At 66.1% G+C, this 24,394-nt stretch carries 24 protein-coding genes; 9 read left to right on the forward strand and 15 right to left on the reverse strand.

Going from position 1 to position 24,394, the window contains the following annotated elements:
• The first annotated feature begins 837 nt into the window (after positions 1 to 837).
• The 6 genes from ACQY76_RS10500 to ACQY76_RS10525 all read left to right on the forward strand — a co-directional run bounded on the left by ACQY76_RS10500 (position 838) and on the right by ACQY76_RS10525 (position 7,246).
• Positions 838 to 2,298: an amidase gene (locus tag ACQY76_RS10500; RefSeq protein ID WP_428032812.1), complete on the forward strand. Its 1,461-nt coding sequence runs from the start codon at positions 838 to 840 to the stop codon at positions 2,296 to 2,298.
• Between the two features lie 119 nt (positions 2,299 to 2,417).
• Complete coding sequence (locus tag ACQY76_RS10505) at positions 2,418 to 3,524, forward strand: ABC transporter ATP-binding protein (protein ID WP_428032813.1); 1,107 nt, start codon at positions 2,418 to 2,420, stop codon at positions 3,522 to 3,524.
• 2 nt (positions 3,525 to 3,526) lie between these two features.
• Positions 3,527 to 4,450 (forward strand): ABC transporter permease, encoded by a 924-nt coding sequence (locus ACQY76_RS10510; protein ID WP_428032814.1) that lies wholly within the window; start codon positions 3,527 to 3,529, stop codon positions 4,448 to 4,450.
• Positions 4,443 to 5,246 (forward strand): ABC transporter permease, encoded by an 804-nt coding sequence (locus ACQY76_RS10515; RefSeq protein ID WP_428032815.1) that lies wholly within the window; start codon positions 4,443 to 4,445, stop codon positions 5,244 to 5,246. Before ACQY76_RS10510 ends, ACQY76_RS10515 begins: the two co-directional genes overlap by 8 nt.
• A 38-nt stretch (positions 5,247 to 5,284) precedes the next feature.
• A complete protein-coding gene (locus tag ACQY76_RS10520; RefSeq protein ID WP_428032816.1) occupies positions 5,285 to 6,319 on the forward strand; it encodes an extracellular solute-binding protein in 1,035 nt (344 codons plus the stop codon).
• A gap of 492 nt (positions 6,320 to 6,811) precedes the next feature.
• A complete protein-coding gene (locus ACQY76_RS10525) occupies positions 6,812 to 7,246 on the forward strand; it encodes a hypothetical protein (protein ID WP_428032817.1) in 435 nt (144 codons plus the stop codon).
• A gap of 633 nt (positions 7,247 to 7,879) precedes the next feature.
• On the opposite strand, the gene ACQY76_RS10530 is transcribed toward ACQY76_RS10525, so the two are convergent.
• The 4 genes from ACQY76_RS10530 to ACQY76_RS10545 are packed head-to-tail and all read right to left on the reverse strand — an operon-like array spanning position 7,880 to position 10,359.
• The gene (locus ACQY76_RS10530; RefSeq protein ID WP_428032818.1) at positions 7,880 to 8,398 is read right to left on the reverse strand and encodes a DoxX family protein; all 519 of its coding nucleotides are present in this window, start codon (positions 8,396 to 8,398) and stop codon (positions 7,880 to 7,882) included.
• Positions 8,395 to 9,147, reverse strand: a complete 753-nt coding sequence (locus ACQY76_RS10535; protein WP_428032819.1) for a putative DNA-binding domain-containing protein — start codon at positions 9,145 to 9,147, stop codon at positions 8,395 to 8,397. Before ACQY76_RS10535 ends, ACQY76_RS10530 begins: the two co-directional genes overlap by 4 nt.
• A 3-nt stretch (positions 9,148 to 9,150) precedes the next feature.
• A complete protein-coding gene (locus ACQY76_RS10540; RefSeq protein WP_428032820.1) occupies positions 9,151 to 10,005 on the reverse strand; it encodes a DUF692 domain-containing protein in 855 nt (284 codons plus the stop codon).
• Between the two features lie 60 nt (positions 10,006 to 10,065).
• The gene (locus ACQY76_RS10545; protein ID WP_428032821.1) at positions 10,066 to 10,359 is read right to left on the reverse strand and encodes a DUF2282 domain-containing protein; all 294 of its coding nucleotides are present in this window, start codon (positions 10,357 to 10,359) and stop codon (positions 10,066 to 10,068) included.
• Positions 10,360 to 10,559: 200 nt separating this feature from the next.
• Between ACQY76_RS10545 and ACQY76_RS10550 the strand changes: the two genes are divergently transcribed.
• Both ACQY76_RS10550 and ACQY76_RS10555 read left to right on the forward strand, forming a co-directional pair.
• On the forward strand, positions 10,560 to 11,108 hold the full coding sequence (locus tag ACQY76_RS10550; protein ID WP_428032822.1) for a sigma-70 family RNA polymerase sigma factor: 549 nt from the start codon (positions 10,560 to 10,562) through the stop codon (positions 11,106 to 11,108).
• Between the two features lie 13 nt (positions 11,109 to 11,121).
• Positions 11,122 to 11,757 carry an NrsF family protein gene (locus ACQY76_RS10555; RefSeq protein WP_428032823.1) on the forward strand — a complete coding sequence of 212 codons (636 nt, stop codon included), beginning with the start codon at positions 11,122 to 11,124 and terminating at the stop codon, positions 11,755 to 11,757.
• 130 nt (positions 11,758 to 11,887) lie between these two features.
• On the opposite strand, the gene ACQY76_RS10560 is transcribed toward ACQY76_RS10555, so the two are convergent.
• The 9 genes from ACQY76_RS10560 to ACQY76_RS10600 form a co-directional block, all read right to left on the reverse strand.
• Complete coding sequence (locus tag ACQY76_RS10560) at positions 11,888 to 12,484, reverse strand: IMPACT family protein (RefSeq protein ID WP_428032986.1); 597 nt, start codon at positions 12,482 to 12,484, stop codon at positions 11,888 to 11,890.
• A 300-nt stretch (positions 12,485 to 12,784) separates the two neighbouring features.
• Entirely contained in the window at positions 12,785 to 13,723 is a 939-nt protein-coding gene (locus tag ACQY76_RS10565; protein ID WP_428032824.1) for an SRPBCC family protein, read from the reverse strand.
• Positions 13,724 to 13,755: 32 nt separating this feature from the next.
• Positions 13,756 to 14,586, reverse strand: coding sequence for a phosphoenolpyruvate hydrolase family protein (locus ACQY76_RS10570; protein WP_428032825.1), 831 nt, complete (start codon positions 14,584 to 14,586; stop codon positions 13,756 to 13,758).
• 15 nt (positions 14,587 to 14,601) lie between these two features.
• Positions 14,602 to 15,801: a Tm-1-like ATP-binding domain-containing protein gene (locus ACQY76_RS10575; protein ID WP_428032826.1), complete on the reverse strand. Its 1,200-nt coding sequence runs from the start codon at positions 15,799 to 15,801 to the stop codon at positions 14,602 to 14,604.
• 35 nt (positions 15,802 to 15,836) lie between these two features.
• A complete protein-coding gene (locus ACQY76_RS10580) occupies positions 15,837 to 16,571 on the reverse strand; it encodes an ABC transporter ATP-binding protein (protein WP_428032827.1) in 735 nt (244 codons plus the stop codon).
• Entirely contained in the window at positions 16,561 to 17,337 is a 777-nt protein-coding gene (locus ACQY76_RS10585; RefSeq protein ID WP_428032828.1) for an ABC transporter ATP-binding protein, read from the reverse strand. The genes ACQY76_RS10580 and ACQY76_RS10585 overlap by 11 nt, the downstream gene beginning before the upstream one ends.
• Positions 17,338 to 17,342: 5 nt before the next feature.
• Positions 17,343 to 18,611 (reverse strand): ABC transporter substrate-binding protein, encoded by a 1,269-nt coding sequence (locus tag ACQY76_RS10590; protein WP_428032829.1) that lies wholly within the window; start codon positions 18,609 to 18,611, stop codon positions 17,343 to 17,345.
• 14 nt (positions 18,612 to 18,625) lie between these two features.
• A complete protein-coding gene (locus ACQY76_RS10595; protein ID WP_428032830.1) occupies positions 18,626 to 19,648 on the reverse strand; it encodes a branched-chain amino acid ABC transporter permease in 1,023 nt (340 codons plus the stop codon).
• Positions 19,645 to 20,532, reverse strand: coding sequence for a branched-chain amino acid ABC transporter permease (locus tag ACQY76_RS10600; RefSeq protein ID WP_428032831.1), 888 nt, complete (start codon positions 20,530 to 20,532; stop codon positions 19,645 to 19,647). The genes ACQY76_RS10595 and ACQY76_RS10600 overlap by 4 nt, the downstream gene beginning before the upstream one ends.
• Positions 20,533 to 20,794: 262 nt before the next feature.
• Here ACQY76_RS10600 and ACQY76_RS10605 point away from each other — a divergent pair, with 262 nt between their 5' ends.
• On the forward strand, positions 20,795 to 21,484 hold the full coding sequence (locus ACQY76_RS10605; RefSeq protein ID WP_428032832.1) for a phosphoenolpyruvate hydrolase family protein: 690 nt from the start codon (positions 20,795 to 20,797) through the stop codon (positions 21,482 to 21,484).
• Here the strand turns inward: ACQY76_RS10605 and ACQY76_RS10610 are convergent.
• Positions 21,467 to 23,323 carry a phosphoenolpyruvate hydrolase family protein gene (locus tag ACQY76_RS10610; protein ID WP_428032833.1) on the reverse strand — a complete coding sequence of 619 codons (1,857 nt, stop codon included), beginning with the start codon at positions 23,321 to 23,323 and terminating at the stop codon, positions 21,467 to 21,469. The genes ACQY76_RS10605 and ACQY76_RS10610 overlap by 18 nt on opposite strands.
• Positions 23,324 to 23,462: 139 nt before the next feature.
• On the reverse strand, positions 23,463 to 24,380 hold the full coding sequence (locus ACQY76_RS10615; protein ID WP_428032834.1) for an SMP-30/gluconolactonase/LRE family protein: 918 nt from the start codon (positions 24,378 to 24,380) through the stop codon (positions 23,463 to 23,465).
• Between the last annotated feature and the right edge of the window lie 14 nt (positions 24,381 to 24,394).

Raw genomic sequence — 24,394 nt, forward strand, 5'->3', positions numbered from 1 at the left:
TTAGGCCTGGCCAAGGGTTCGGGGACATGAAATTCATGAGGTAGAGGTGCCACGGGAAACAGGAATCGAGACCTTGGGATGCTTTTGAGGCTGGACCTTCGGAACAGGTTCCTGGTTCGGCACAACTGAGCGTACTCTTGGCCATGGCAACGAGGTTTCGCGAAATGAAAAGCTCGCCGTTGGCTCTCCGCTGCACAACCCCGCGCATATGAGCGCCAGCATTCTTGAAGGACGGCGTCGCGCCTGAAGTCCTCGGTGAAATTCGCTTTGCCCATCGGCCTCCTTGCCTCAAATTTAGGGAAGAAGGCGTCCAGGAATATAGGGGCGGTTCAATCCCGGTCCATTGTTGAACCGGTTTTAGGAAACTGAACGTACGTAGGCCCCGAGTGGCAGGTTGTGGGTTATCGTCAAGCGAACCTGGATGACCGAAAGGGCGGCGCAAAGCGGGCGTTCGCACAGGTGTGCCACGATGGCCGCTTCGAGTCAGTTACTGCCCTCGACATTCATCGGCGATATGTCAGCTGCTCGATTGACGTCCCCAATCGCTGACGGTCAGTCACCCGCCCAAAGCCGGACGTTAAAAACGCGCTCGGCAAGGTTTACTTCTGGCGTAAGTGGGCATTCGACGAATAATATCATGGCGTCTTGTGTGGATGACTCCCGCGTTGCACGTGGCGATTTGAGGCTAACGACTTGGTTCGGTGCAGTTGTGTGCTCGGTATTGCGCGGCAATAGCTACCTCAGCCGGAGATCGATTTCGGGCCTGTCGCGGCCCGCCCGTGCCGTGCCATGCTGACTCCACGACTCGCGCCATTGTCCTTCGATGAGTAGCCGATCATGAGCATTTCCGACCTCTACGACTCCAGCGATGCCGTGGCCATCGCCGATCTGGTGCGGCGCGGCGAGACTAATCCGGGCGAGCTTCTCGACGAGGCGCTGAAGCGCGTGGCGCAGCTCAATCCGCAGCTCAACGCAGTCACCATGATGCAGGAACAGGTCGCGCGGGGCCTTATCGAGGCGGGCCTGCCGGACGGGCCGCTCAAGGGCGTGCCGTTCCTCATCAAGGACCTCGGCTGCGAGGCGATCGATTTCCCGTCGAATAACGGCTCAAAGCTGTTCGCCAATACGCGCTACGCAAAGGATTCAGCGATCTACGCCCGGATCAAGGCGGCCGGCGTCGTCACTTTCGGCCGCACGACGTCCCCCGAGGGCGGCGTCGGCCCCGTGACCGAGGCGGCGGTTTATGGCGGGCCGACGCGCAACCCGTGGAACCTCGACCACACGCCGGGCGGCTCGTCTGGTGGCTCGGGCGCAGCGGTGTCGTCCGGCATCGTGCCGGCTGCGCATGGTTCGGATGGCGGCGGCTCGGTGCGTATTCCTGCGTCGAGCTGCGGCCTGTTCGGTTTCAAGGCAACGCGTGCCCGGCTGCCCGACGGTCCCTATGTCGGCGAAGGATGGGCCGGCATGGCCATTGACGGCTTCCTCACCCGCTCGGTGCGGGACACCGCCGTGCTGCTCGACGCCACGCAGGGTGCCGACCTCGGCGCGCCCTATGTGGCGCCATCGCTTGAGGGCAGCTTCGTCGGTGCGTTGGAGCGGCGCGACAAGCGGCTGAAGATCGCTTTCGCGACCACGGCGCTGACCGGCGAGGCAATTGATCCCGAATGCCGCGTGGCAGTCGAGAATACGGCGCGCCTGCTAGAATCTCTCGGCCATGATGTCGTGGAAGCGCTGCCCGAGGCTGACACGTCTGGCATGATGGCGGCCTGGACCAAGATCATCGCCTGCGGCTCGGCGCTGTCGGTCGAGAGTGCGGTGCGTCGGCGCGGCACTCCGCTGGGGGATGACGAGATCGAGGACGTCGCCCGCACCGCCATCGCCTATGCCGGCAAGGTGAGCGGCGCCGATTATCTCGAGGCAATCAACAAGGTGCATGCCTATGGGCGCGAGATGGCCGCGTTTCTTGAGCGCTACGATGTGTTCCTGACCGCGACGCTCGCTGAGCCGCCGGCCGTGGTCGGACGCTTCAATCATCGCTCCAAGGAATATGTGGATTACCGCATGGGGCCGCGGCAGGTGTTCGCCTATTCGCCCTTCACCGCCGCCTTCAACGCGTCCGGCCAGCCGGCAGCGTCAGTGCCGCTGCACTGGACGGCGGACGGACTGCCGGTCGGCATTCACCTCGCCGGAGCTTATGGTCGCGACGAGATGATCATGGGGCTGTGCGCGCGATTGGAAGAGGCACAGCCCTGGTTCCACCTTCGCCCGCCGCTGCGCTACACGGCGTCCGCAACCTAGATCGGGCAAATGGCGGATGGGTAGATTCGCATTGAGAAACTGCCTTGCCGGACGACCGGCCGACATCCTAGGCTAATCTCGTCCTTCGACTGCATAGCGAGCGATCACGAGTGAGAAGCATGCTGGAGCCCGCCAAGGCACAGGACGAACGCGTCGCCATCGAAGCCAGGGGCATCGTCAAGGAATTCGGCCACGGACCCGCGGCGCTGCGGGCGCTCGACAATGTATCGATCACCATTCGCGAGAATGAGTTCTTCACGCTGCTCGGCCCGTCCGGCTGCGGCAAGACCACGCTTCTGCGGATGATCGCCGGGTTCGAATACCCGACAGAAGGGTCGATCCTCCTGCACGGGCAGGACATTGCCGAACTGCCGCCGTTCAAGCGGCCGATCAATACGGTGTTCCAGAGCTACGCGCTGTTTCCGCACCTCACGGTCTGGGAGAACATCGCCTTCGGCCTTCAGATGCTCGGCCGTCCCAAGGCCGAGATCGCCTCGCGCGTCGCCGCTATGCTGAAGCTGGTGCGGATGGAAGACCTCGCCCAGCGCCGCACCGACCAGATTTCAGGCGGTCAGGGCCAGCGTGTCGCGCTCGCACGTGCGCTGGCGCCCAGCCCGAAAGTGCTGTTGCTCGACGAGCCGCTTTCGGCGCTGGATTCCAAGCTGCGCAAGGAAATGCAGATCGAGCTGAAGCGCATGCAGCTGGAGACCGGCATCACCTTCGTCTTCGTCACGCATGACCAGGAAGAAGCGCTGACCATGTCCGACCGCATCGCGGTGATGTCGCGGGGCAAGGTACTTCAGGTCGGTTCGCCCTGGGACATCTATGACAAGCCGGCCGACCGCTTCGTCGCCGATTTCATCGGCGAGACAAATCTGCTCTCCGCACAGATCGTTGGCGTCGCGGACGGCGCCGCAAAGGTGCGGCTGACCTCCGGCGCCGAGATCGCGGCGACCATCGCGGAGGGCGCGCAGCCCACCGGCGCGGTCACCATCGTGGTGCGGCCGGAGCATGCCCGCGCGGTGCATCAGGGCGGCCAGCTCTCCGGCGTGGTGGAGAACGTGATCTATTTCGGCACCGATACCCATATCCATATCAAGATGGATGGGGGCGAGACTTTCATGGTGCGCCAGCAGAATTCGCGTACCCAGTCCTGCGGCTTCCAGGTCGGCGACCGCGCCGGCATCGAGATTGCCGCCGATGCCGCGCAAGTGCTGAGGGACTGAGCATGGCGCAGGGCTCGCAAAGCGGCAGGAAGGCGCAGCGCGAGGAAATCCGTTCGCGCTGGCTTCTGTCGGCGCCGGCGCTGATCATCATCTTCATCGCCGCGACCGGCCCGCTGTTCGTGATGCTGGCCTATTCCTTCATGGCCAAGGGCGACTATGGCGACGTGAAGTTCGGCCAGTTTTCGCTCGACGGCTGGTTCTCGGTTTTCCTCCAGCGCGACATGTTCGACGACACCCTCTCGGTGGCGCACGCGCATCTGATGATTTTCTGGCGTTCGGTGCGGCTGTCGCTGATCACCACGGCGCTGACGCTGATCCTGGGCTTTCCCACCGCCTATTTCATCGCGACCCGCCCGGCACGCACGCGCGAGGTGTGGGTGTTCCTCATCACCATCCCATTCTGGACCAATTTGCTGATTCGCACCTTCGCGATGCAGCAGGTGATCCGCAACGAGGGCATCCTGAACACGCTACTGAAGGCGCTGGGCCTCATCGATCAGCCCTTGCAGATCATGTACACCGACTGGGCGATTCTGTTCGGCATGGTCTATGTCTACCTGCCGCTGATGGTGCTGCCGCTCTATGCTAGCATGGAGAAGATCGACTTCCGGCTGATCGAGGCCGGCTACGATCTCTATGCCGGCCGGCTCGCCGTGCTCCGGCGCATCATCATTCCGCTGGTAAAGCCGGGTATCATTGCCGGTTCGATCCTGGTCTTCATCCCCTCGCTCGCCGCCTATGTCATCCCGCGCGTGCTCGGTGGCGGCAAGAACATGATGCTCGGCAACCTCATCGAGCTGCAGTTCGGCGCCGGCCGCAATTGGCCGCTGGGCGCGGCTCTTTCGATTACCGTCATGGCTTTGGTCATGGTCGCGTTGATGTTCTATGTACGCAACGCCTCACGCTCGGGAGCGCAGCATGGTTAGCAAGCGCTTCGACGTTCGCGCGCAGCCGGGGTTTGCGGCGATCGCGATGTTCACCTTCGCCTTCCTCTATCTGCCGATCGCCACGCTGGTCGCCTATGCCTTCAACGCCAGTGAGTCGGTGACGAGCTGGGGCGGGCTGTCGATGCGCTGGTTCATCGACGCCTGGAACAACAGTGCCGTGCAGGACGCGGCGCTGCGCTCGCTGATCATTGCCGGCTTCGCCGCAAGCATCGCCACCGTCGCCGCCACAATGGCGGCGATCGCGACCACGCGCACCGCGCCGTATCGTGGGCTCGGTTTCAAATACGCCTTCATCAACCAGCCGCTGATGGTGCCGGAGATCGTCACCGCCGTGGCGCTGCTGATCGTGTTCTCGCGCATCAAGGTGTGGACCGGCTATTCCGGGCTCGGCTATCTCATCCTCGCCCACACCGCTTTTTGTATCCCGTTCGCCTATCTGCCGATCCGCGCGCGGCTGGAGAACATGGACGCTTCGCTCGAGCGCGCCGCCGCCGATCTCTACGCCACGCCGTGGATGGCCTTCCGCCGCGTGACGCTGCCGTTGCTGCGGCCGGGCATCATCGCCGGCTTCATGCTGGCCTTCGTCATCTCGCTGGACGACGTCGTCATCACCGAATTCGTCAAATCCGGCGGCCAGGACACCTTGCCGACCTACATGCTCGGCCAGATCCGCCGCGCCGTCACCCCCGAAATCAACGCCATCGCCACGGCATTTCTGGCGTTGTCGGTGGTGCTGGTCACTGTTTTCTTCTTCATAAACCGCAAAAAGACCTAGCTCAGTTCTGGGTCATAACAAGCCGACGGAGACGGAGCATGAACTGGAAGATGACGGCCGCGACGGCGGCACTCGCGATCTTCGGATTTGCGGGCAGCGCCAGCGCCGAAGGCGCGCTCAACATCTACAACTGGGGCGACTACACCAGCCCCGAGCTGATCAAGAAGTTCGAGCAGAAATTCGACGTCAAGGTCACGGTCACCGACTATGACGCCAACGACACCGCGCTCGCCAAGGTGCGTGCCGGCGGCCATGGCTTCGATATCGTAGTGCCGTCCTCGAACTATGTGCCGATCTGGGTGAAGGAAGGCCTGCTGCTGGAAGCGCGGCCCGACCAGATGGAGAATTTCAAGAACGTCGATCCGCGCTGGGTCGATGTCGCGTGGGACAAGGGCCGCCACTACACCGTGCCGTGGCAGTGGGGCCTGACCGGCATCGGCATCAACAAGAAGGCGTATAGCGGCGACATCAACACCTCGGCGATCTTCCTCGATCCGCCGAAGGAGCTGGTCGGCAAGATCAACGTCACGCCGGAAATGAACGACGTGCTGTTCGCTACCATCAAATATCTCGGCGGCGACTGGTGCACGGCCGATAAGGACCTGCTGAAGAAGGTGCGCGACACGCTGGTCGCCGCCAAGCCGAAGTGGCTGGCGATGGACTACTCCGTCACCGAGAAGCTGCCCTCCGGCGACTACTCGGCGGTGTATTACTGGAACGGCGCCGTCATGCGCGCGCGTCTCAAAAACCCCGACATCACCTTCGGCTATCCGAAGGAAGGCTTTCCGTTCTTCATGGACAGCGTGGCCATCCTGAAGGACGCCAAGAACCCGGAGAACGCCAAGAAGTTCATGAACTTCATCATGGAGCCGGAAAACGCGGCGCTGATCTCGGCCTTCGCCAAATATGCCAACGGCATCAAGGGCTCCGAAGCGTTCATGCCGGCGGACATGAAGGACGCCCCGGAACTTGTGGTTCCCGCGCAGTTCGAGAAGGCCGGCGAGTTCCTCACCACCTGCCCGCCGGACGTCAGCGAGCTCTACACCCGCATCTGGACCGACGTGAACAAGTAGCTGATTAGCCTTAAATTGCTGACGACGATCCTGCGAGCAGAGCACGCTCGCAGGATTTTTCGTATAAACTGCTGTTAATTTCAGTTTTCAACGTCCGCGCACCACGCCTAAAAGCCGCTTGGAGACTTTCAGCCGGGACGCCTTCATGCCGAGGCCGGGCTGCGGTGACGTGGGCGAGTGTGCGCCCTTCTGGCAGACGCCAACGACACGATGATCGGCGAAGTCGCCGGCCGAGGAGGATGCGGTTTGCGGGTCGCGCCGCGTGGCCCCGGGGAATCTGGCGAGGATCGTCGGCGACGTCCTCGACGGTGCGGGACATCGACGATCGTGGGGGCACACCGCCACGCTTCCGGTGTGGCGGGCGCACATCAGCTGCGGCGCAACGAAAGGGCGTCACGGCGCGCGGTTGATTGTCGAGCAACGAAACGTCAGAGTGAGCGTTGTCTGGCGATGGCAACATGGCACATCGCTCTAGTTTGGAAGGCATCGTCGATGAAGCTCTTGTCGGTACTAAGGGTCGGGCTCCTCGCACTGGTCGCGCTCTTCGGCGCCGTTTCGATGGCAAGCGCCGCTGACGGCACAATCACCATCCGTATCGTCAAAGCCGGCTTCGTCGTCGGCGGGTCGGCTGGCGATGGCGTGCTGACGTTCCAGGGCAAAAAATATCCGCTCTCGGTCGGGGGGCTGAGCTATGGCTTCACCTTCGGCGCTTCCGAGACGCGTTTTCGTGGAACGGTCAAGAACATCCGGCGTCCGTCTGACATCTCCGGGGTCTATGCCCAGGGCGGTGCCGGCGCCGCGCTCGGAAAGGGCGCGCAGGTCGTGGTCCTGACGAACCAGAACGGCGCTGTTCTGGAGCTGGGCGGCGAGCAGAAGGGTCTCATCGTCAGCCTTGATCTGAGCGGACTGGCTTTGTCGCTTAAGTGAGGTTTGCCGCTTGCTATCGGCGCCCTCGATGAACGTCGGAGGGCGCTCATCGACCCAGCGACATCGACAGCCTATTCGCCTGTTCTAAGCGTACGCTGCGCCAGATGGTGAGAAAGATTAGGGCGTGCCGAATATTCGGCACGACTATCGTTTTTACTGCAACGATGTCACAGCTGTAATGGAGCGATCGTCTCCTCTCGTCCGGAAACGGCGAAAGGAGACGATCTGCTGACACTATCATTCCATTGAATCCGCGTTACACGGGCCGCGGGTGAACGGTGGGTACTTCTATGCGCGTGTTGCGCGCAGCAGTTTGACCTCCCGGTTTATGTATCACCCACTCGGAACCCCAGCTAAGGCTCACCGGTCGCCCTGCGCTGCCGGCGGCGAACTCGGCGGAGCAGGCCACGCCGGCGCGCTGTTTTCGGCCAGCGCCGCATCGAGGCCTTCGGCAACCAGCGCGTCTTTGCAACCAGCGCGTCCTTGGCATTCGGCAGGCCGGCGACGGTAAAGCGCTATCCGTCCTCGAAGGAGAAGGTCGCGGCTGGTTCGGTGTCGCCGAACGCGTGCCGCCAGCCTTGCGTTAACGGAGAGGGTGTCTGTCGCCGAAGTCCGGCTTGCTACCAGGTCGTCTCACAGGCCGAGCTTTTCACCACTCGGCGGAGATTGGCGTCGGTTGATGAGCTCATCTATCGACAGGATGCCCGGCCCCTTGGCGATCAGCAGCAGGAAGCAGGTCGCCCACACGCCATGCGTCGGCCAGGCATCGGGATAGACGAAGATCTCGATAACCAGGGTCATCGCCAGCAGCGCCGCTGCGGAGAGCCGCGTTGCAAGGCCGAGCACGAGCAGGACCGGGAAGACGTGCTCCGCGAACGCGGCGAGATGTGCGGCGAGCCACGGATCGACCAGCGGCAGACGGTATTCTTCCTGGAACAGCGCAATCGCACTGTCCGTGACGTGCCAACCCTCCACCTTGGTCTGGCCGGACTGCCAGAACACCGCCGCCGGGAAGATACGGGCGCAGAGCGTGACGAGCGACATCGGGATGCCGTCGAGCCGGTCGCGCAGGCGTAGCGCGGTCGCGACGAGCCCGGAGGCGCGGGTGCCGGCGGGCATGGTGGAAGGCGGGGTCGCAATCTGAAAGGTCATGGCAGGTCTCCTTCCGGGAGGCGGAGATGGGTGGCGAGCCTGCCGCCGATGAGCTCCGCGAGCGCAGCTGCAAGGTCGAAGGCGGGATCGTCGGCTTGCGCTGCTCGTGCAGCATCGGCGAGTGGGTTGCCGGCGCCGAGCGCCGCGAGAAATGTGGCGGTGCCCACCGGGATCGGGCGGAGCACCACGTCGAGATCGGGTCGGTCGATCAGCACCGCCTGCGGCGTCCAGTCGGTGACCGGCGCGTCCGCGCCGTTCGCGGCGGCGAGGATGTCGCCCACCGGGTGAGGCGAGCGGACAATGGTCACCGCCGGGTGCAGCCCGATGCGCAGGTGCTCCAGCGCGCCCGGCGGCAGCGCGGCGAAGGCCGCGCCATCCAGCCGCGGCAGATCGGCGGCATGGTAGGCGCGGGTGCGCGCCGCCTCGATGCGTGCGATGTCGGCCACGTAGGGAAGATCGGCCAGCGGTCCGAAGGTGCTGAGGAAGCCCGGCAGCGCGTCGCCGAAATTCGCCAGCAGCGGCGACGCGGGCGGATGGCGGCGGATGAAATCCCGTGCCATGGCGCCGAAGAAGTCTTCTCCAACGAGCGCGCGCACCGCTGGAAAACGGGCCTCCAGAGCCCCGATGAGGCCGACCGCGACATTGTTGCGATAGACCGCGAAGCGGCGCTTCGCCGGACCCACGAGCCCCGTCGGCAGGCGGCGATCCGGGGAGGTGAGCCCGGCGGCGAAATCTGTGAGCCCCGACATGGCTCAGGCCGCGCGGGCGTGGGCGTGACGAGCCAGCACGGCACCGGCGCGCGCCGCTTCGGCGCGCAGGACGGGCCATTCCGGAACGTCGTTGTCCCATTCGATCAGGCTCGGCAGCGGCCCAGTGCGCGCGATCACCTCCTCGAACAGCGCCCACACCGGATCGGCGACAGGGCTGCCATGGGCGTCGATCAGCAGCGGCGCGCCGGCCTCGTCAGCGTCCTCGTCATGGCCACCGAGATGGATCTCGCCGACCGCCTCGAAGGGGAAGTCAGCGAGATAGGCCCGCGCATCCGTGCCGTGGTTCACGGCAGAGACGAACACATTGTTGACATCGAGCAGCAGGCCGCAGCCGGTGCGGGCGACCAGCGCACCGAGGAAGTCGACCTCGTCGATCGTGCTCTCGGCAAAGCGCACATAGGTGGACGGATTCTCCAGCAGCATGCGTCGGCCGAGTGTGTCCTGCACCTCGCTGATATGGCCGGCGATCCTTGCCAGCGCCGCCGGCGTGTAGGGCAGCGGCAGCAGGTCGTTGAAGAACGCGCCGTCATGGGTCGACCAGGCGAGATGCTCGGAGAAGCTCTCCGGCCGGTAACGGTCGACAAGCGTCCGCAGCCGGGCGAGGTGGGGCTTGTCGAGCGGCCCCTCGCCACCGATGGACAGGCCGACACCGTGGATCGACAGGGCGAAGCGCTCCCGCAACGCGGAGAGTTGGGCGTGAGGGCGACCGCCGTCCCCCATGTAGTTTTCTGCATGGATCTCGACGAAGGCGAGCGGGGCGGCGGAGTCGGCGAGGACGGCGTCGAAATGTTCGGGCTTGAATCCCACTCCGGGGCCGGCGGGGAGCATCGCGGTCATGAGAACCTCCTGGGGCAAGGAGGAGGGCGCCGGGTGGCGCCCTCCATGGGCAGGCGCAGCTCACATCGGCTGGAGATGACCCATGCCCTTCGGGGTCTTGATGGATTCGCAGGTGCCCTTGGCGACGTATTTCCAGGCCTTGGCGTCGTAATTGATCTTGGAGGTTCCGGCGCAGCTGGTGCCGGCACCTGCGGCGCAGTCGTTCTTGCCAGCCATGGAGACGCCGTAGCACTTGTCCATGGTCGGCTGCGGGGCGACCGGGCCGGCGGCCGCGCTGGCGATCATGCCGAGCGCGGCAGCAAGCGAGCCGGCGAGGGTGGCGGCAACGAGGGTGGTCCGGGTGGTGGCGGTCATGGGGGATTGTCCTCTCTAAGGGGGCTTTGCGGCACCGCTGGCGGGTGAGCCCGCGCAGTGCCATTCCCCTTCTTCGGGTGCTTCCGCCATTGCGTTACAGCGGCAGGCGACGAAATATGCGCACGGAAAATTCCGCTCGCCCTAGCGCGCGGCGTAACACTCGGCCCCTAGCCCGCGAACTTACCTTCGGGAATGTGTTGATGGACGATCGCGAGCGGCGCTGGGCGCAGTTGATGCAGGCCGCGCTTGTCGGCGACGGCCCCGCCTATGAGCGGCTGCTGCGCGAGATCGCCCCGGCGATACGTCTCGTGGTGCAGCGGCGCCTGACGCGCCTCGGCGCGCCAACCGCGGAGTGTGAGGACATCGTGCAGGAGACGCTGCTCGCCATTCACCTGAAGCGCCAGAGCTGGCGGACGGGCGACCCGCTCGGGCCCTGGCTGTGGACCATCGCGCGCAACAAGATGATCGACCATCTGCGCCGGCGCGGGCGCCGCGCCGAAGTGCCGGTGGAGGATTTCGCCGAGTTGCTGTCGGCGCCCGAGGAGCGGCCCGGCACGGAGGCGGCCGATGTCGAGCGGCATCTCGCCTTGCTGCCGGAGAAGCAGCGCGACGTGCTGCGCGCGGTGGCGGTGGACGGGGCTTCCATCGGCGAGACTGCGGACCGCATGCAGATGACGAAGGGCGCCGTGCGTGTTGCGCTGCACCGGGCCTTTGCCAGCCTGTCGGCACGACTGAGGACCGAACCGTGAAGGACAAGCAGGCGTGAAGACGGACGATCTCATACGCGGCCTTGCGGCCGATGCGCGGCCGACGCGGGGGCTTGGGACGGGCTTCGCATTGGCGCTGGCCGCCGGCTGTACGGGGGCGCTGGCGCTGTTCGCGATCATGCTGGCGCCGCGCACGGGCATGCCGGGCCTGCTCGCCGAGCCGCGCATTCTTTTCAAGTTCGTCGTCACGCTGTCGCTGGCGGTTGCCGGCGCATGGACGGCCCTACGCCTCGTGCGTCCCGGCGCCGATGCCGCCGGCCCGGCGCGGCTGCTCGCCGTGCCGATGGTGCTGCTTGCGCTAGCTGTCATATGGGAACTGCTCGCCAGCCCGCCGGCGACATGGATACCCGGTCTGATCGGCCACTACGCTCTGTACTGCATGACACTGGTACCGGTGATGGCGGCGCCGGTGCTTGGCGCGGTGCTCCTGGCGTTGCGACGTGGCGCGCCATCCCAACCGGCGCGCGCGGGAGCTGCGGCCGGCCTGCTCGCCGGTGGGCTCGGAGCGGCGCTCTACGCCTTCCACTGCATCGACGATTCCCCGCTCTTCATGCTGACCTGGTATGGCATCGCGGTCGGTATCGTCACCATCGCCGGCGCATTGATCGGCCGGCGTGTGCTTGCGTGGTGATCGCCGCATACGGGCTGTCCGGCCTGGCGCCGCATGTAGAAGCCCAGTGGGTGTTACCCCCTCCCTCGCCGGTCCGGACGACTTTGGCTGCATTTGTGGCGCGGCCTGACGCGGCGGCGTGCTGCCACGGCTATTGGTCCCATCGGATCAGCGAACGTGCACTTGTCAGGTCCGCGAGCAGGCGTTCGACGCTGCCTGATTGCGATTTCGGCGCCGACACCGACAGGAGCGCGCCGCTGTCGGTGAACGCCTGAACCGCCACCTGTACGTCCGGCAGCGCGCCCAACCTCGCCTGGACCAGCGCCAGATCCCCGAACCCGCATGCGACCGTCCCGGAGACGGTCTCTATGAGCGCCGCCTTCTCGGCTTCGCGCAAGCAGAGGGCCGCCGTTCCGCCATAGGCACGCATCAGCCCGCCGCTGCCCAGAAGAATGCCACCGAACCAGCGTGTCACGACGACGGCGACACGGTCGAGGCCTTGCCCGTCAATGGCGGCAAGGATCGGCTTTCCGGCGGTTCCGCTGGGTTCCCCGTCATCGTTGAAACGGTAGCTCTGCCCCAGGCGCCATGCCCAGCAATTATGGTTGGCTGTCGGGTCCGACCGAGCCGCGATGAAGTCTTTCGCCGCCGCCTCGTCCGCGACAGGACCAGCGACCGCGATGAAGCGGCTCTTCTTGATCTCCTGACGGCGTATGGCTGTTTCAACGAGGGTAAGGCGTACGACCATAGGCTCGTCTATCACGACCTGAGAGCCTGTTTGAAAAATCCCTCGGGAGATCGTCATCCCGGCCGTAGCCGAAGCCTCCGAGCCGGGATCGTCCACCGAGGCACCGCCGCGATCCGGGACATGGCTGGCGGCCATGCCGCGATGGCGCCGACGGAAGAGTTTCCAGACAGGCTCCCCGTCTCCAATCTCCTCCGGCATGAGGGGGCCGAATTTCATTGATCCCAACCCCAGCATTCGATCCCCGGGGAGGGTGACATGCTTTCGTCGAGGCCGGCTTAGCGAAAGTCGGCGCCCTGCACGTTAGCCCTGCTGCGACGACGGCATCGACCCGGATAATTGCGCGTTCAGCGTATCGAAGGCGCGCTGGAACACGTTCTGATGCACGGTGGGAATCAGCGTCAGGTCGTCCTGCGGCGAGGCCACCCAGTCGGCCGTCCAGACGGCGAGCGTGGTGCCGTCGGCAGTGACGGGATAGAGCCGCAGCCCGGCATGGTAGTTCAGCCACGGCATCGGGCTCGCATTGATCTTGTAGCGGAACGCCGTGTCAGCATCGGAGAGATAGGTGAGCTGCTCGTGCAGCCGTCCCTCGCCAAACAGGAAGTCGCGCACGCCGCTCACCTTGTCGCTGCGCGCGCCGTCCAGCATCGTCATTGCCGTGATGTCGGGATGCCAGTCCGCCATGCCGGCGAAGTCGCGCACCGCCGCCCAGACGGTGGCCAGGGGAGCATCGAGCCGGGACGCACAGTAGACCTTGGCGGGGCGGAGGCCCTGCCAGCGCGTGTCCTTCGGCGCCGGATGCGTCGCGCTTTCCAGCTTTGACGCCAACGCCGCCAGCCCTCCGGCGAAGACGCCATTGGTGACGATGTCGACATATTTGCCGGCGTCCTCCGGTGCCTCATCGAAGGCGGCTTCCCAGATCGCCAGCGTCTCCTCGCCGGTGGTCAGTGGAATGAGGCTGAACCGCGCCCGGTAGTTATCCACCGGGAAGGCCGGCGTCTCGAAATTATAGGCGAAGAAATACCGGCTATCGTCGAGTTCCAGCAGCCGCTCGCGAACTTTCGTGCCGTCACCGAGGCGGAAGGAGCGGATGCAGCCGACCTCGTCGGCGTCGCGCCCGTCCTCGATGACGCTGTCGAAAATGGCCGGGTTCCAGCCCGGCATGCCGTTAAAATCACGAATAACCGCCCACACCGCCTCGACGGGTGCGGCAATGATGCGGCTCGCATAGGCTTTTGCCATTGTCGTTTCCTCCCTGATCAGCCGTCTTGCGTTCAGCGCGAGATGGCCTTGAAGCGACGGGTCTGGTCGGTCAGCGCCTGCTCGGTCGGCAGGCGTTCCATGCTGCTGGCGCCGTAGAAGCCGTGGATCGCCTCACAATGGGCGAGCACATAGGCGGCGTCGTCCGGCTCGGCGATCGGCCCGCCATGGCACAGCACGATGACATCGTTGCGCACGGAACGCGCGGCCGCCGCGATGGAATCGATGCGCTTGACGCAGTCATCGAGCGTGAAGGCGGTTTCGGCACCGATCGCCCCCCCGGTGGTAAGGCCCATATGCGCGACGATGATGTCGGCGCCGGCCTGCGTCATCGCCCGCGCCTCGTCCTCGTTGAACACATAGGGCGTGGTGAGCATGTCCTTGTGGTGGGCGAGGCGCACCACGTCGACCTCCAGCCCGTAGCTCATGCCGGTCTCTTCCAGATTGGCGCGGAAGGTGCCGTCGATCAGCCCGACGGTGGGGAAGTTCTGGATGCCGGAAAACCCCATCGCCTTGATCTGGTCGAGGAAATAGTCGAACGGGCAGAACGGGTCGGTGCCGTTCACCCCGGCGATCACCGGCGTGTGCTTCACCACCGGCAGCACTTCCTTCGCCATGTCGAGCACGATCTCATTGGCGTTGCCATAGGCCAGCACGCCGGCCAGCGATCCGCGCCCGGCCATGCGGTAGCGGCCGGAATTGTAGATGACGATGAGGTCGATGCCGCCAGCTTCCTCGCATTTGGCGGAGAGCCCGGTGCCAGCGCCGCCGCCGATGATCGGCTGGCCTTGGCGCACCATGTCCTGGAACTTGGCGAGAAGGGTCGAGCGTTCAATGCGTGCCATGTCGGGCTCCAGGGCTCAAAGGCCGGGTGCGATGTCGCGGAAATGGGCGACGAGGGCGTCGGCGAATTCCGGGTCGTTGATGTGGTGGGGAAGGCGGATGATGCGGCGGCGCGCGGTCGCTTTCACCGTCGCCTCCAAGGCGGCGAACAGGGTGGCGTCGGCCTCGGGGTCGTGGAAGGGGGCGCCCGGCGCGTCGATGGCGGAGACGCCGCGCTCGGGGATGAGGAAGCGCACCTCACCCTCGCAGGCGTTCAGCCGCTCGCCGATCCAGCGCCCCATCCGGTCGTTCTCCGCCGGCGTGGTGCGCATCAGCGTCACCTGCGGGTTGTGAATGTAGAACAGGCGGTCGGCATAGGCGGCGGGAACGGTGTCGCGCGCGCCGAAATTCACCATGTCGAGCGCCCCGCAGGAGCCGACATAGGGCAAGCGCGTGCGCGCCACCGCGCCGAAGCGATCCGGCGTGCAGGGGAACACGCCGCCCATCAGCAAATCGCACACCTCGGTGGTGGTGGTGTCGATCAGCCCGGCGAGCAGGCCGGAATCGGCCAGCTTTTCCATCGACTGCCCGCCCGTGCCGGTAGCGTGGAACACCAGCGCGTCGATCCCCGCGCCGAGCCGCTCGGACACCTGGTTCACGCAGGCGGTGGTAACGCCGAACATCGAGAGCCCGATGGCCGGCCGGCTGTCGGTGGCCTGCGGCGGCGCGGAGCGGGCCATGCCGGCCATGGCGTGGGCCGCATTGGCGAGGATGGTGCGCGAGATGCGGTTGAGCCCGGCAAGATCGGTCACCGCGTACATCATGGCGATATCGCTCGGCCCGACATAGGGCGCCACATTGCCGGAGGCGACGGTGGAGACGATGAGCTTGGGCACGCCGATCGGCAGCGCGCGCATCGCCGGCGCCACCAGCGCGGTGCCGCCAGAGCCGCCGAGGCCGATGACGCCGGCCACATCGTCCTTCGCCGTGATGAAGCGCTCGAAAGCCAGCGCCATGGCGCCGACCGAGCGGCCGCGATCGCCGGTGAACACCGCGCCCGGGCCTTCCGGATGCCAACTCGCCACCTGAGAGGCGGGAATGTCCGCCCCGGTGCCGGACTCATGGGTGGACAGATCGACAAGCGTCACAGAGACGCCCTCGGCCTCGATCATGGCCTTCACATAGGCGAGTTCCTTGCCCTTGGTATCGCAGGTACCCGCGACATAGACCCTACCCATGGCGTTCTCCCGATTATTGTCTGTTCTGCCGGCCATCAGTGCGCGCTCACGCCGAGATAGCGGCGCTGCATGTCGTCGTTGCGGGTTATCTCGTCGGCGCTGGCCTCCAGCGCGATGCGGCCATTGACCATCACCAGCACCCGCTCCGACACGCTGGTGGCGACCGAGAAGTTCTGCTCGACCAGAAGAAGGCCGACGCCCTCCCGGTTGATCGTGTGCAGGAGTTCCACCACGTGATCGACGATCACCGGGGCGAGCCCTTCAGTCGGCTCGTCCATCACCAGCAAAGCCGGGTTCAGCAGCAGGGCGCGGGCGATGGCCAGCATTTGCTGCTCGCCGCCGGAAAGCTGGGCGCCGCCATTGCCGCGCCGCTCGGCTAGGCGGGGGAAGGTTTCGTAGACGCGCTCGATGGTCCAGGCGGCGCTCACCGCCTCGCGGCCGCGCGGGGCGGTGAGCACGAGATGTTCATGCACCGACAGGGAGGGGAAAACCCGCCTTCCCTGCGGCACATAGCCGATGCCCGCGCGGGCGATGCGCACCGGCCGCTGCCCGGTGAGATCCTGTCCCGAGAGCGCGATGCGGCCGCCGCGCGCCGGCACCAGCCCCATGATCGCCTGGCATAGCGTGGTCTTGCCCATGCCGTTGCGCCCGATGATCGAGAGCGGCCCGGCCGGCAGGGTGAGCGAAACGCCCTGCAGCACATGGCTGGCGCCGAGATAGACGTCGAGGCCGGCAACTTCGAGAAGGGGAGGGACGGGGTCAGGAGACATGTTTGCCCATGTAGATGTCATGCACGGTGCGATCGTTCTCGATCTCCCGTGGCGTGCCCTCGGCGACCAGCCGGCCATTGTGCATCACGCTCACCTGGTCGACGGCGCGCAGGGCGATGTCCATGTCGTGCTCGATCATCACCAGGGTGATGGCGCGCGGCAGTTCCAGCAGCAGCTTCAGCAGCATCTCGCGCTCGCGCGGCGAAAGGCCGGCCGCCGGCTCGTCCAGCAGCAGCAGCCGCGGCTCGCCGGCCAGCGCCATGGCCAGCTCAAGCTGTCGTCGCTCGCCATGCGAAAGCGTGCTGCAAAGCGAGTCGAGCACCCCGGTGAGGCGCAGCCGTTCCGCCAGCCGGTCGCCGGTCTCCATCTGCGCGAGGCGGCTGGCCGGCCGCGCGATCGACATGCGCCCGCCGGAGACCCCGCGCACAGCGAGGAACAGGCTCTGGCGCACGGTGAGGCCGCCGAACATCAGTGAGGTCTGGTAGGTGCGGCGCAGCCCGTCCCGCACCCGCTTTTCCACCGGCAGGCCGGTGACATCGCGGCCGAACATCAGGATACGGCCCTGCGAGGGTGGGAGGTCGCCCGCCACCAGGTTGAACAGCGTGGTCTTGCCCGCGCCATTCGCCCCGAGAATGGCGCGCCTTTCGCCTTCCGCCACCTTGATGGTGACGTCGCGCACCGCGTGCAGCGCCCCGAAGCGGCGTCCCACGCCCTCGATGACGAGGGCGTGGGGAGCGGCCGCAACCGTTTGAGCCGTTGCGTTCATGGGGCTCACGGGCAGGAGGGATTGTCGCGCGAGGGGCTGCCGAGCTTGGCATAGGTCGCCTCGGACAGGCCGAGGAACTGGTCGACATTCGGCACGCTCTCCACCGGATCGGTGGTCAGGACGCCGTCCTTCTCGACGATCTCATTGATGAAGATGGTGGCGCTGGCCTGCCGGTTCTTGTTGATCGAGACCGGGCCTGTCGGGGTGTCGAAACTCAGCGTGTCGAGCACCTTGCGATAGGCCGCCGCGCCGTCCGAAAGGTCGCCCTTCACCTTCTCCAGGCCGAGAAGCGCCGCCTTGGTGCTTACATAATAGTTGAAGGCGAACAGCGAGGGCGAGGGCAGCCCGTCGGGAAACTTCTTCTTGTAGGCGGCGACAAAGGCCTTCCAGGCTGGGCTCGGGTCATTGTCGGAGATCGGGCCGGAGGAGAGCACGCCCGGCAGCATGGCGCGCGCCGGGCCCTTGGCGGAGAGCACGGTCTGGTCGACGGTGATGGAGCCGCCGATCATCGGCAGTTCGCCGCCGGACTGGGCATACTGGGTGAGGAAGTTCACCGCGTCGGCGCCGCCAAGCACCACGAACATGCCGTCCACCTCGCCCTTGGCGGGCAGCTGCGCGATCACCGAGGAGAAGTCCTTGGTGCCGAGCGGCACGAAATACTTGTTCGGCACCTTGCCGCCGGCGCTGCAATACGTTCCCATGAAGCCGAATATCTGGGCGTAGGGGAAGGAGTAATCCTCGGAGACGAGGACCACCTTGTTCCAGCCTTTCTCCTTCTTCACGTAATTGCCGAGGGCGGCGGTCCACTGCGCGCCTTCAGTGTTGAAGCGGTAGAAATTCGGCGCCGGTTCGACCAGCGTGGTCTCGATGGCGGCCGAGGAGCCGTTGAAGAAGGTGATGTTCGGCACCGTCTTGGCGTAGTCGCGCAGGCGAATGCCCTCGCTGCCGGAAAGTGGGCCGACGACGATCTCCACCTTGTCCTGGTCGACGAGGCGGCGGACGGACTGGAGCGCCACATCCGGGTTGCCGTTCGAGGAGGCCTTGATGAACTCGATCTTCTTGCCGGCAACCGTGTAGCCGAATTCCTCGAAGGCCAACTCCATGCCCCGGAAGGAATCCTTGCCGGGTTCGGCGAAGGGGCCTTCCAGCGTGGTGAGCCCGCCGATGCGGATGGTGTCCTGCGCCAGCGTCGGCGTCGGGATGAGAGCGCCGGCGGTGAGGGCGCCGGCAAGGCTGCCCAGAAGGGCAAGGCGGCGGGTGAAATGGGTCGGCATGGGGTTCCTCCGTTTCATGTTTTATCGTTGGCAGCGTCGAGCCCGGCGGCGGCATCCATCGCCGGGCGGGTCTTTTCGGGCGTTGGCGCGAAGAGCATGCGCACGCGGCGGGCAAGGCCGATCACGCCGTCGGGCGAGAACAGCACGACGGCGAGAAAGATCAGCCCGATGAGGGTGTTGAAGCGTTCGCGGTCGATAAAATCGATGGCGAAGTTCTGCACGATGACAAAGAGCAGCGCGCCGACATAGGCGCCGATCGGGTGGCCCAGCCCGCCCAGCACTGCGGCCATCAGCACGTCGATGGTGGGCACCAGCGCGATGGAGCCGGGCGAAATCGAGCCGTTCAGCCACAGGCTGAGCACGCCACCTATGCCGGCGATCAGCCCGGCGATGCCGAAGGCCGCCACGCGCAGGCTGGCGACGTGATAGCCGAGCGCCGACAGCCGGCGCGGGTTGTCGCGGGCCGCCTGCATGGCAAGGCCGAACGGCGTGGTGGCGAGATAGGTCACGGCGGCATAGCACGCCAGCGCAGCGCCGAGGCAGAGGCCGTAGAAGGCGCGCGGCGTGTTGAAGGCGATGCCGGCCACGCTTGGCGCTTCCACCTGGGTGAAGCCGGTGAAGCCGTTGAACAGAGCGTAATTCTGCAGCGCTAGGTAGTAGAAGCCCATGGCGATGGCGAGGGTCAGCATCAGCGTGTAGATGCCGCTGGTGCGCACCGCGATCAGCCCGACCAGCAGGCCGGCAAGGGTCGACAGGGCGAGCGCGACGGCAACCGCCGCCGGCCATGGCAAGAGCAGGCCGACACCCGCCACCGGCGCCGTGAAGTACGCCACCGCGTAGCCGGCGACCCCCGCCAGCGCCATCTGGCCAAGCGAGAGCATGCCGCCATGGGCCGCGAGAAAGACCAGGCTGAGCGCGATTGTGCCGAGGCCGAGCGTGCGGCCGCCGATCTGCTGCACCCAGAAATCGTTGGCGAAGAAGGGAAAGGCGACCAGCGCCACCAGAAGGGCCGCGCGGAAGAGGGTTCCCGACGTCATGCCGGCCTCCCCATCAGGCCCTGCGGCCGCACGGCGAGCACCGCCACCATGATGACGAAGGTGTACACAACGCCATAAGTGGGCGTGTAGGCGAGCCCGTAGGTTTCGGCGAGCGCCACCAGCAGCGCGCCGATGGCGGCACCGGACAGCGAGCCCATGCCGCCGACGATCACCACGATCAGCGAGGAGAGCAAATAGCGCGCATCCTCGCCCGGCGAGATGGACAGCACCGAGCCGCCGATGACGCCGGCCAACCCGGCCAGCCCCGCGCCGATTGCGAAGACGCCGAGGAACACCTTGGGCACATCGACGCCGAGCGCCTCCAGCATGCGGCGGTCATCGACGCCGGCGCGGATGAGCAGGCCGAGCCGCGTGCGGTTCAGCATGGCCCACAGGCCGATGCCGATCAGCACCGCGAGGCCGATGAGCATCAAGCGCGGCACGGGATAGCGGTTTACCACCGGCAGCGGCACGAAGCTGCGGAAGATGGCGGGCAGGTCGAGCTGGTAGGCGGTGCCGCCCCATTGCGCCAGCATCAGGTCGGCGAGCACGATGGAGACGCCGATTGCGGCAAGCGTCTGGCGCAAATCCTGCCCCTGCATCCAGCCGAACACGGCTTTCTGCAGAAGCGCCCCGGCCAGGGCCGCCGCACCGGCGCCGGCGACCAGCGCCAGCAGCCAGGAGTCTGAGAGCACCGAGACCTCATAGCCAACATAGCCGCCGAGCAGATAGAGCGAGCCATGCGCCATGTTGACGACGCGCATCAGGCCGAAGATCAGGCTGAAGCCGCTGGCAACGATGAAATACAGCGCCGCAAGCGTCAGCCCGTTCAGCGTGACCGTCAGGAAAAGCCGTCCGTTGAAGGTGGCCAGAAGGTCGATCATCGGCGCGTCCAGCCGAACGCGGAGGGTCGACCGGGCGCTGCGCGCGTCCCGCGATCCATAGGCCTACTCCCTGATGTGCCGCGTCCCTTGATCCGGGCGCTCGCTTGATGTTCAGGGATCGCAAGAGCTGTGCCAGCCCAGCCGGCAGGCAGTTGCTGGCATTTCGGGCGACTTTAAGCGTGTCAGGCGGGTATAAATGGGTAGAATGGATGAAATATCTCAGTTTTACTCATTATGACCCAGAGGTCACGCCATGCAGGGAGTGATTGCGGCAGATCTCGCTTGCCGCGAGGCCGCGGCGGCCGAACTGGTCGTGCTCGCGCCTTATCTCGCCGGCCTTTCGCCCGAGGCCGCCGACATTGTCGGCATGATGCCTATCGGCTCGGTGAATGAGAGGCTGCTCGCGGCCCTGCCGCCGCACGCGCCCGCGCCGCCGCGAAAGCTGATCGCCGCGTTGTTTCTGTGCGATCCGTTTCTGGGCGGGCGACGGCTGTTCGAGCGTCTGCGCGCCAGCGGCGTGAGCGGTGTGGTGAACCTGCCGACGACCAATCTCATTCCGCCGGGTGTCTACCGTCAGGCGCTCACCGCGGCCGGCATTGAGCCGGCCGTCGAGCTTGCCGCGCTGGGCGAGGCCCGGCAGGCGGGGCTCGAGGTGATGGCGACGGTGGCCTCCTTCGATCAGGCCGCGCGCGCGGTCGAGGCGGGCATTACCACGTTGCTGTTCCATCCCGGCACGCCGACCGGGGAGGCGGCGCTCGATCTGCGGCTGGTCGAGGGGGTCATCGCCACAATCGGGCGCATCGCTTCCATGCCGCAGCCTCCGCGCCTGGCGTTGTATCGCCATCCCGGCTTCGGCGAACGGCTGGCGCCGGCCGTCGGACTGGTCGCAGATGTGCTGGATTGGGCAGTGCCCGCGCCGCTGCGGGGTGGCGTCTCAGCCGAGGCCGTATAGCCGCATCTTGTTGTAGAGCGTCTTGCGGGCGAGGCCGAGTTCCTGTGCCGCCGCGCCGCGTCGGAAGCGGTGGCGGCGCAGCGCGTCGAGAATCCACTCGCGCTCGTTCTGCACGTCCGGGCCGGCGGAGGCCGGCGGCGGCGAGGCGGCGGGCCGGTCTTTCGGCTCGGCCGGCCGGCCGGCTTCCGCGAAGCGCGGAAGCTGCGCGATGCCGATCCGGTTGCCGTCGCACAGGATCGCCGCGCGCTCCAGCACGTTCCTGAGCTCGCGGATATTGCCCGGCCAGCCATGCGCCATCAGCGCTCGAAGCGCCGGCCCATCCACCGAATCGACATTCTCGTTCACCCCCGGCACTGCCGATTGCAGGAAATGCTCGACCAGCAGCGGGATATCCTCGATGCGCTCGGCCAGCGAGGGCACGCGGATCTCCATCTTGTTGAGCCGGTAATAGAGGTCTTCCCGGAAGGTGCCTTGCGCCACCATCGCCGTCAGGTCGCGATTGGTGGCGCAGATGATGCGCACATTGATGCGGCGCGGCTGGTTGGAGCCCAGCCGGTCCACCATGCCGGCCTCCAGCACCCGCAGCAGCTTGGCCTGCAATTGCGGTTCGAGATCGCCGATCTCGTCCAGGAACAGCGTTGAGCCGTCGGCTTCCTCGAAGCGACCGATGCGGGTCTTCACCGCGCCGGTGAAGGCGCCCTTCTCGTAGCCGAACAACTCGCTTTCCAGGAGATCGCGCGGCAGCGCGGCGCAGTTGACCGCGACCATGGCGCGGCCCGCCCGCCGGCTCTCCGCGTGCAATGCCTGAGCGACCAGTTCCTTGCCGACACCATTGGGGCCCTGAACGAGGATCGTCATGTCGGTGGCGGCAAAACGGTCGATCAGTTGCACCACCTCGCGCAAGGGTGGCGAACGGCCGATCAGCCCGTAGCGCCGTCCCTGGCCGAGCACCGCGTCCTGGATCGCCTCGAGGCGCCGGCTCAGCACATTCACCGACTTGTACTCGGAGGTGGCGCCGGAGACCGCCGCTTCCAGCGGCAGGCGGTCGATGGTCGACCCGCCAATATAACCGTCGGCCTGCCCGGCCTGGCATACGGTGGCGGCGTTCTCCGGCGTGTCGATGGGGCCGCCCTCGACGACGCACAGCACATGCGGGCGTCGCCGCCTTACGCGCTCGAAGATGTCGGAGGCATCGGCGGCGGCCTCGTCGAGTCTGACCGGGCTTGGCAGGCTCTCGCGCCCGCCGCTGTTCCAGCCGAAATTGAGGCAGATGACATCCACGCCGGCATCCACCATCTGCTCGGCCTGCGCGGCGGAGCGGACATAGCCGATCGTCTTCAGCCCCGCCTGCTTGGCCAGCCTCAGCATCTCCACCTCGCGCGCGAAACCGAGGCCAAGGCGGGCGAGCCCGGCCTGCAGCAGCGGATCGAGATGGATGGACGTCGGGAAGTTGGCCATGCCGGCAAAGCCGTCCCGCATCACCTGGGCGACGAGCGCGGAAAGATCTGCTCGCGGGTCGAAGGCCGAGGCCCCGAACACCACCGGCACGGAAACCTTGCAGAGGATTTCGGCAGTGGCGAAGGCCGTCACCATCTCGTTGGCGTCGTGGATCGGCAACATGCAGGCGATCGACGGCGCACCCATGACCCGCACCCGGCCGGCGTTCAGTGCCAGCAGGAAATCGGCGCCGCCACGCTCCGCCGCCTTGGCGATCATGCCGGTGCCAATGGCGGCCCCAATGAGGAAAGGCCTGGTGCCGGATTTGCCATCATAGCCCGGCAGCCAGCCGGCGGCGTCATGTGACGTCGTGGGCCGGCTACTGGATGCGGGTGATCGCACGATGGCAACTCGTCAACGAAGGGACAACCCAGAGTATGGAGCGGCGCTGCCCGCTTTCCATGGCAGCGCTTTTTCCGGTGGCGGCGGCCATTCTACCCATGGTTTCGCGGAAACAAGAACGGCACGCCCTCTATGCGCTTCAGCCATGCGAGTACATTGGACGGCCCGGTGTTGGCACCTGCGCCGTCAGGATCTGCCCCGTCTCCGATTCGGTAATGTAGAGCGTACGCCGGTCGTTGCCGCCATAAGCGAGATTGGTGGTGGCGAGGCCGGCGCAGGATTTCACGCGCGCGACAGGCTCGCCGATGGTGTTGACGATCCACACGCTGCCCAGCCCCAGATGCGCGATGGCGAGCCCGCCCGTCGCATCGATGGCGAGGCCATCGGGCCCATTGCCTCCCGACAGGCGAATATAGGCGCCGACCTTGAACGCCGCACCGGCGGCATTCAGGGGGACGCGCCACACCGCGTTGTCGCGCGTCACGTTCAGGAAGACGACATCCTCGTCGAGATTGAGCACCAGTCCGTTGGGGCTGGGAATGCCCTGCATCAGCATGTCGAGCCGCCCATCCGCCGCGCGCAGCCGGTAAAGGCGGCCACTGGGGTCCTGGAAGCCGGTGAGGCCCTGGTCAGTGAAATAGAGGTCGCCGTTTGAGGCGAAGAACAGGTCGTTCACGCCCTTGAACGGGCCGAACTCGGAGGCCTGCACCACCGGTTCGACGACGCCGCGCTCGGGGTCGAGCCGCAGCACGCCGTGGCGGAAATCCGCGACGAAGATCCGGCCGTCGCGGTGGACCTTCAGGCCGTTCGGCTCGCCGTCATATTCAATCACCAGCGTGAACACGCCGCTCGGCGAGATACGGAAGATGCGTCCCCAGGCGACATCGACGACATAGAGATTGCCGTCCCGGTCGAAGGATGGGCCTTCCAGGAAAACCGGCGTCGGCCGGCCGCCCCGCTGGACCTGCGCCCATTTCGAGGTGCGGCCATGGATGCGGAAATGCTCGGGAACGCGCGCGAAGACCTCGGTCTCGATGACGGGGGGAGGTGCGTACATGGATATCTGCCAGA

Origin of the sequence: Ancylobacter sp., assembly GCF_965279025.1 — a bacterium.
Taxonomy (GTDB): domain Bacteria; phylum Pseudomonadota; class Alphaproteobacteria; order Rhizobiales; family Xanthobacteraceae; genus Ancylobacter.

Coding starts and splice junctions, on each gene's coding strand:
- ACQY76_RS10570 (WP_428032825.1), bottom strand. CDS start 14,586: ATGGCACGCATTGAACGCTCGACCCTTCTCGCCAAGTTCCAGGACATG.
- ACQY76_RS10500 (WP_428032812.1), top strand. CDS start 838: ATGAGCATTTCCGACCTCTACGACTCCAGCGATGCCGTGGCCATCGCC.
- ACQY76_RS10590 (WP_428032829.1), bottom strand. CDS start 18,611: ATGCCGACCCATTTCACCCGCCGCCTTGCCCTTCTGGGCAGCCTTGCC.
- ACQY76_RS10565 (WP_428032824.1), bottom strand. CDS start 13,723: ATGGCAAAAGCCTATGCGAGCCGCATCATTGCCGCACCCGTCGAGGCG.
- ACQY76_RS10600 (WP_428032831.1), bottom strand. CDS start 20,532: ATGATCGACCTTCTGGCCACCTTCAACGGACGGCTTTTCCTGACGGTC.
- ACQY76_RS10545 (WP_428032821.1), bottom strand. CDS start 10,359: ATGACCGCCACCACCCGGACCACCCTCGTTGCCGCCACCCTCGCCGGC.
- ACQY76_RS10530 (WP_428032818.1), bottom strand. CDS start 8,398: ATGACCTTTCAGATTGCGACCCCGCCTTCCACCATGCCCGCCGGCACC.
- ACQY76_RS10540 (WP_428032820.1), bottom strand. CDS start 10,005: ATGACCGCGATGCTCCCCGCCGGCCCCGGAGTGGGATTCAAGCCCGAA.
- ACQY76_RS10510 (WP_428032814.1), top strand. CDS start 3,527: ATGGCGCAGGGCTCGCAAAGCGGCAGGAAGGCGCAGCGCGAGGAAATC.
- ACQY76_RS10525 (WP_428032817.1), top strand. CDS start 6,812: ATGAAGCTCTTGTCGGTACTAAGGGTCGGGCTCCTCGCACTGGTCGCG.
- ACQY76_RS10505 (WP_428032813.1), top strand. CDS start 2,418: ATGCTGGAGCCCGCCAAGGCACAGGACGAACGCGTCGCCATCGAAGCC.
- ACQY76_RS10585 (WP_428032828.1), bottom strand. CDS start 17,337: ATGAACGCAACGGCTCAAACGGTTGCGGCCGCTCCCCACGCCCTCGTC.
- ACQY76_RS10535 (WP_428032819.1), bottom strand. CDS start 9,147: ATGTCGGGGCTCACAGATTTCGCCGCCGGGCTCACCTCCCCGGATCGC.
- ACQY76_RS10615 (WP_428032834.1), bottom strand. CDS start 24,380: ATGTACGCACCTCCCCCCGTCATCGAGACCGAGGTCTTCGCGCGCGTT.
- ACQY76_RS10560 (WP_428032986.1), bottom strand. CDS start 12,484: ATGGTCGTACGCCTTACCCTCGTTGAAACAGCCATACGCCGTCAGGAG.
- ACQY76_RS10550 (WP_428032822.1), top strand. CDS start 10,560: ATGGACGATCGCGAGCGGCGCTGGGCGCAGTTGATGCAGGCCGCGCTT.
- ACQY76_RS10515 (WP_428032815.1), top strand. CDS start 4,443: ATGGTTAGCAAGCGCTTCGACGTTCGCGCGCAGCCGGGGTTTGCGGCG.
- ACQY76_RS10520 (WP_428032816.1), top strand. CDS start 5,285: ATGAACTGGAAGATGACGGCCGCGACGGCGGCACTCGCGATCTTCGGA.
- ACQY76_RS10595 (WP_428032830.1), bottom strand. CDS start 19,648: ATGACGTCGGGAACCCTCTTCCGCGCGGCCCTTCTGGTGGCGCTGGTC.
- ACQY76_RS10580 (WP_428032827.1), bottom strand. CDS start 16,571: ATGTCTCCTGACCCCGTCCCTCCCCTTCTCGAAGTTGCCGGCCTCGAC.
- ACQY76_RS10575 (WP_428032826.1), bottom strand. CDS start 15,801: ATGGGTAGGGTCTATGTCGCGGGTACCTGCGATACCAAGGGCAAGGAA.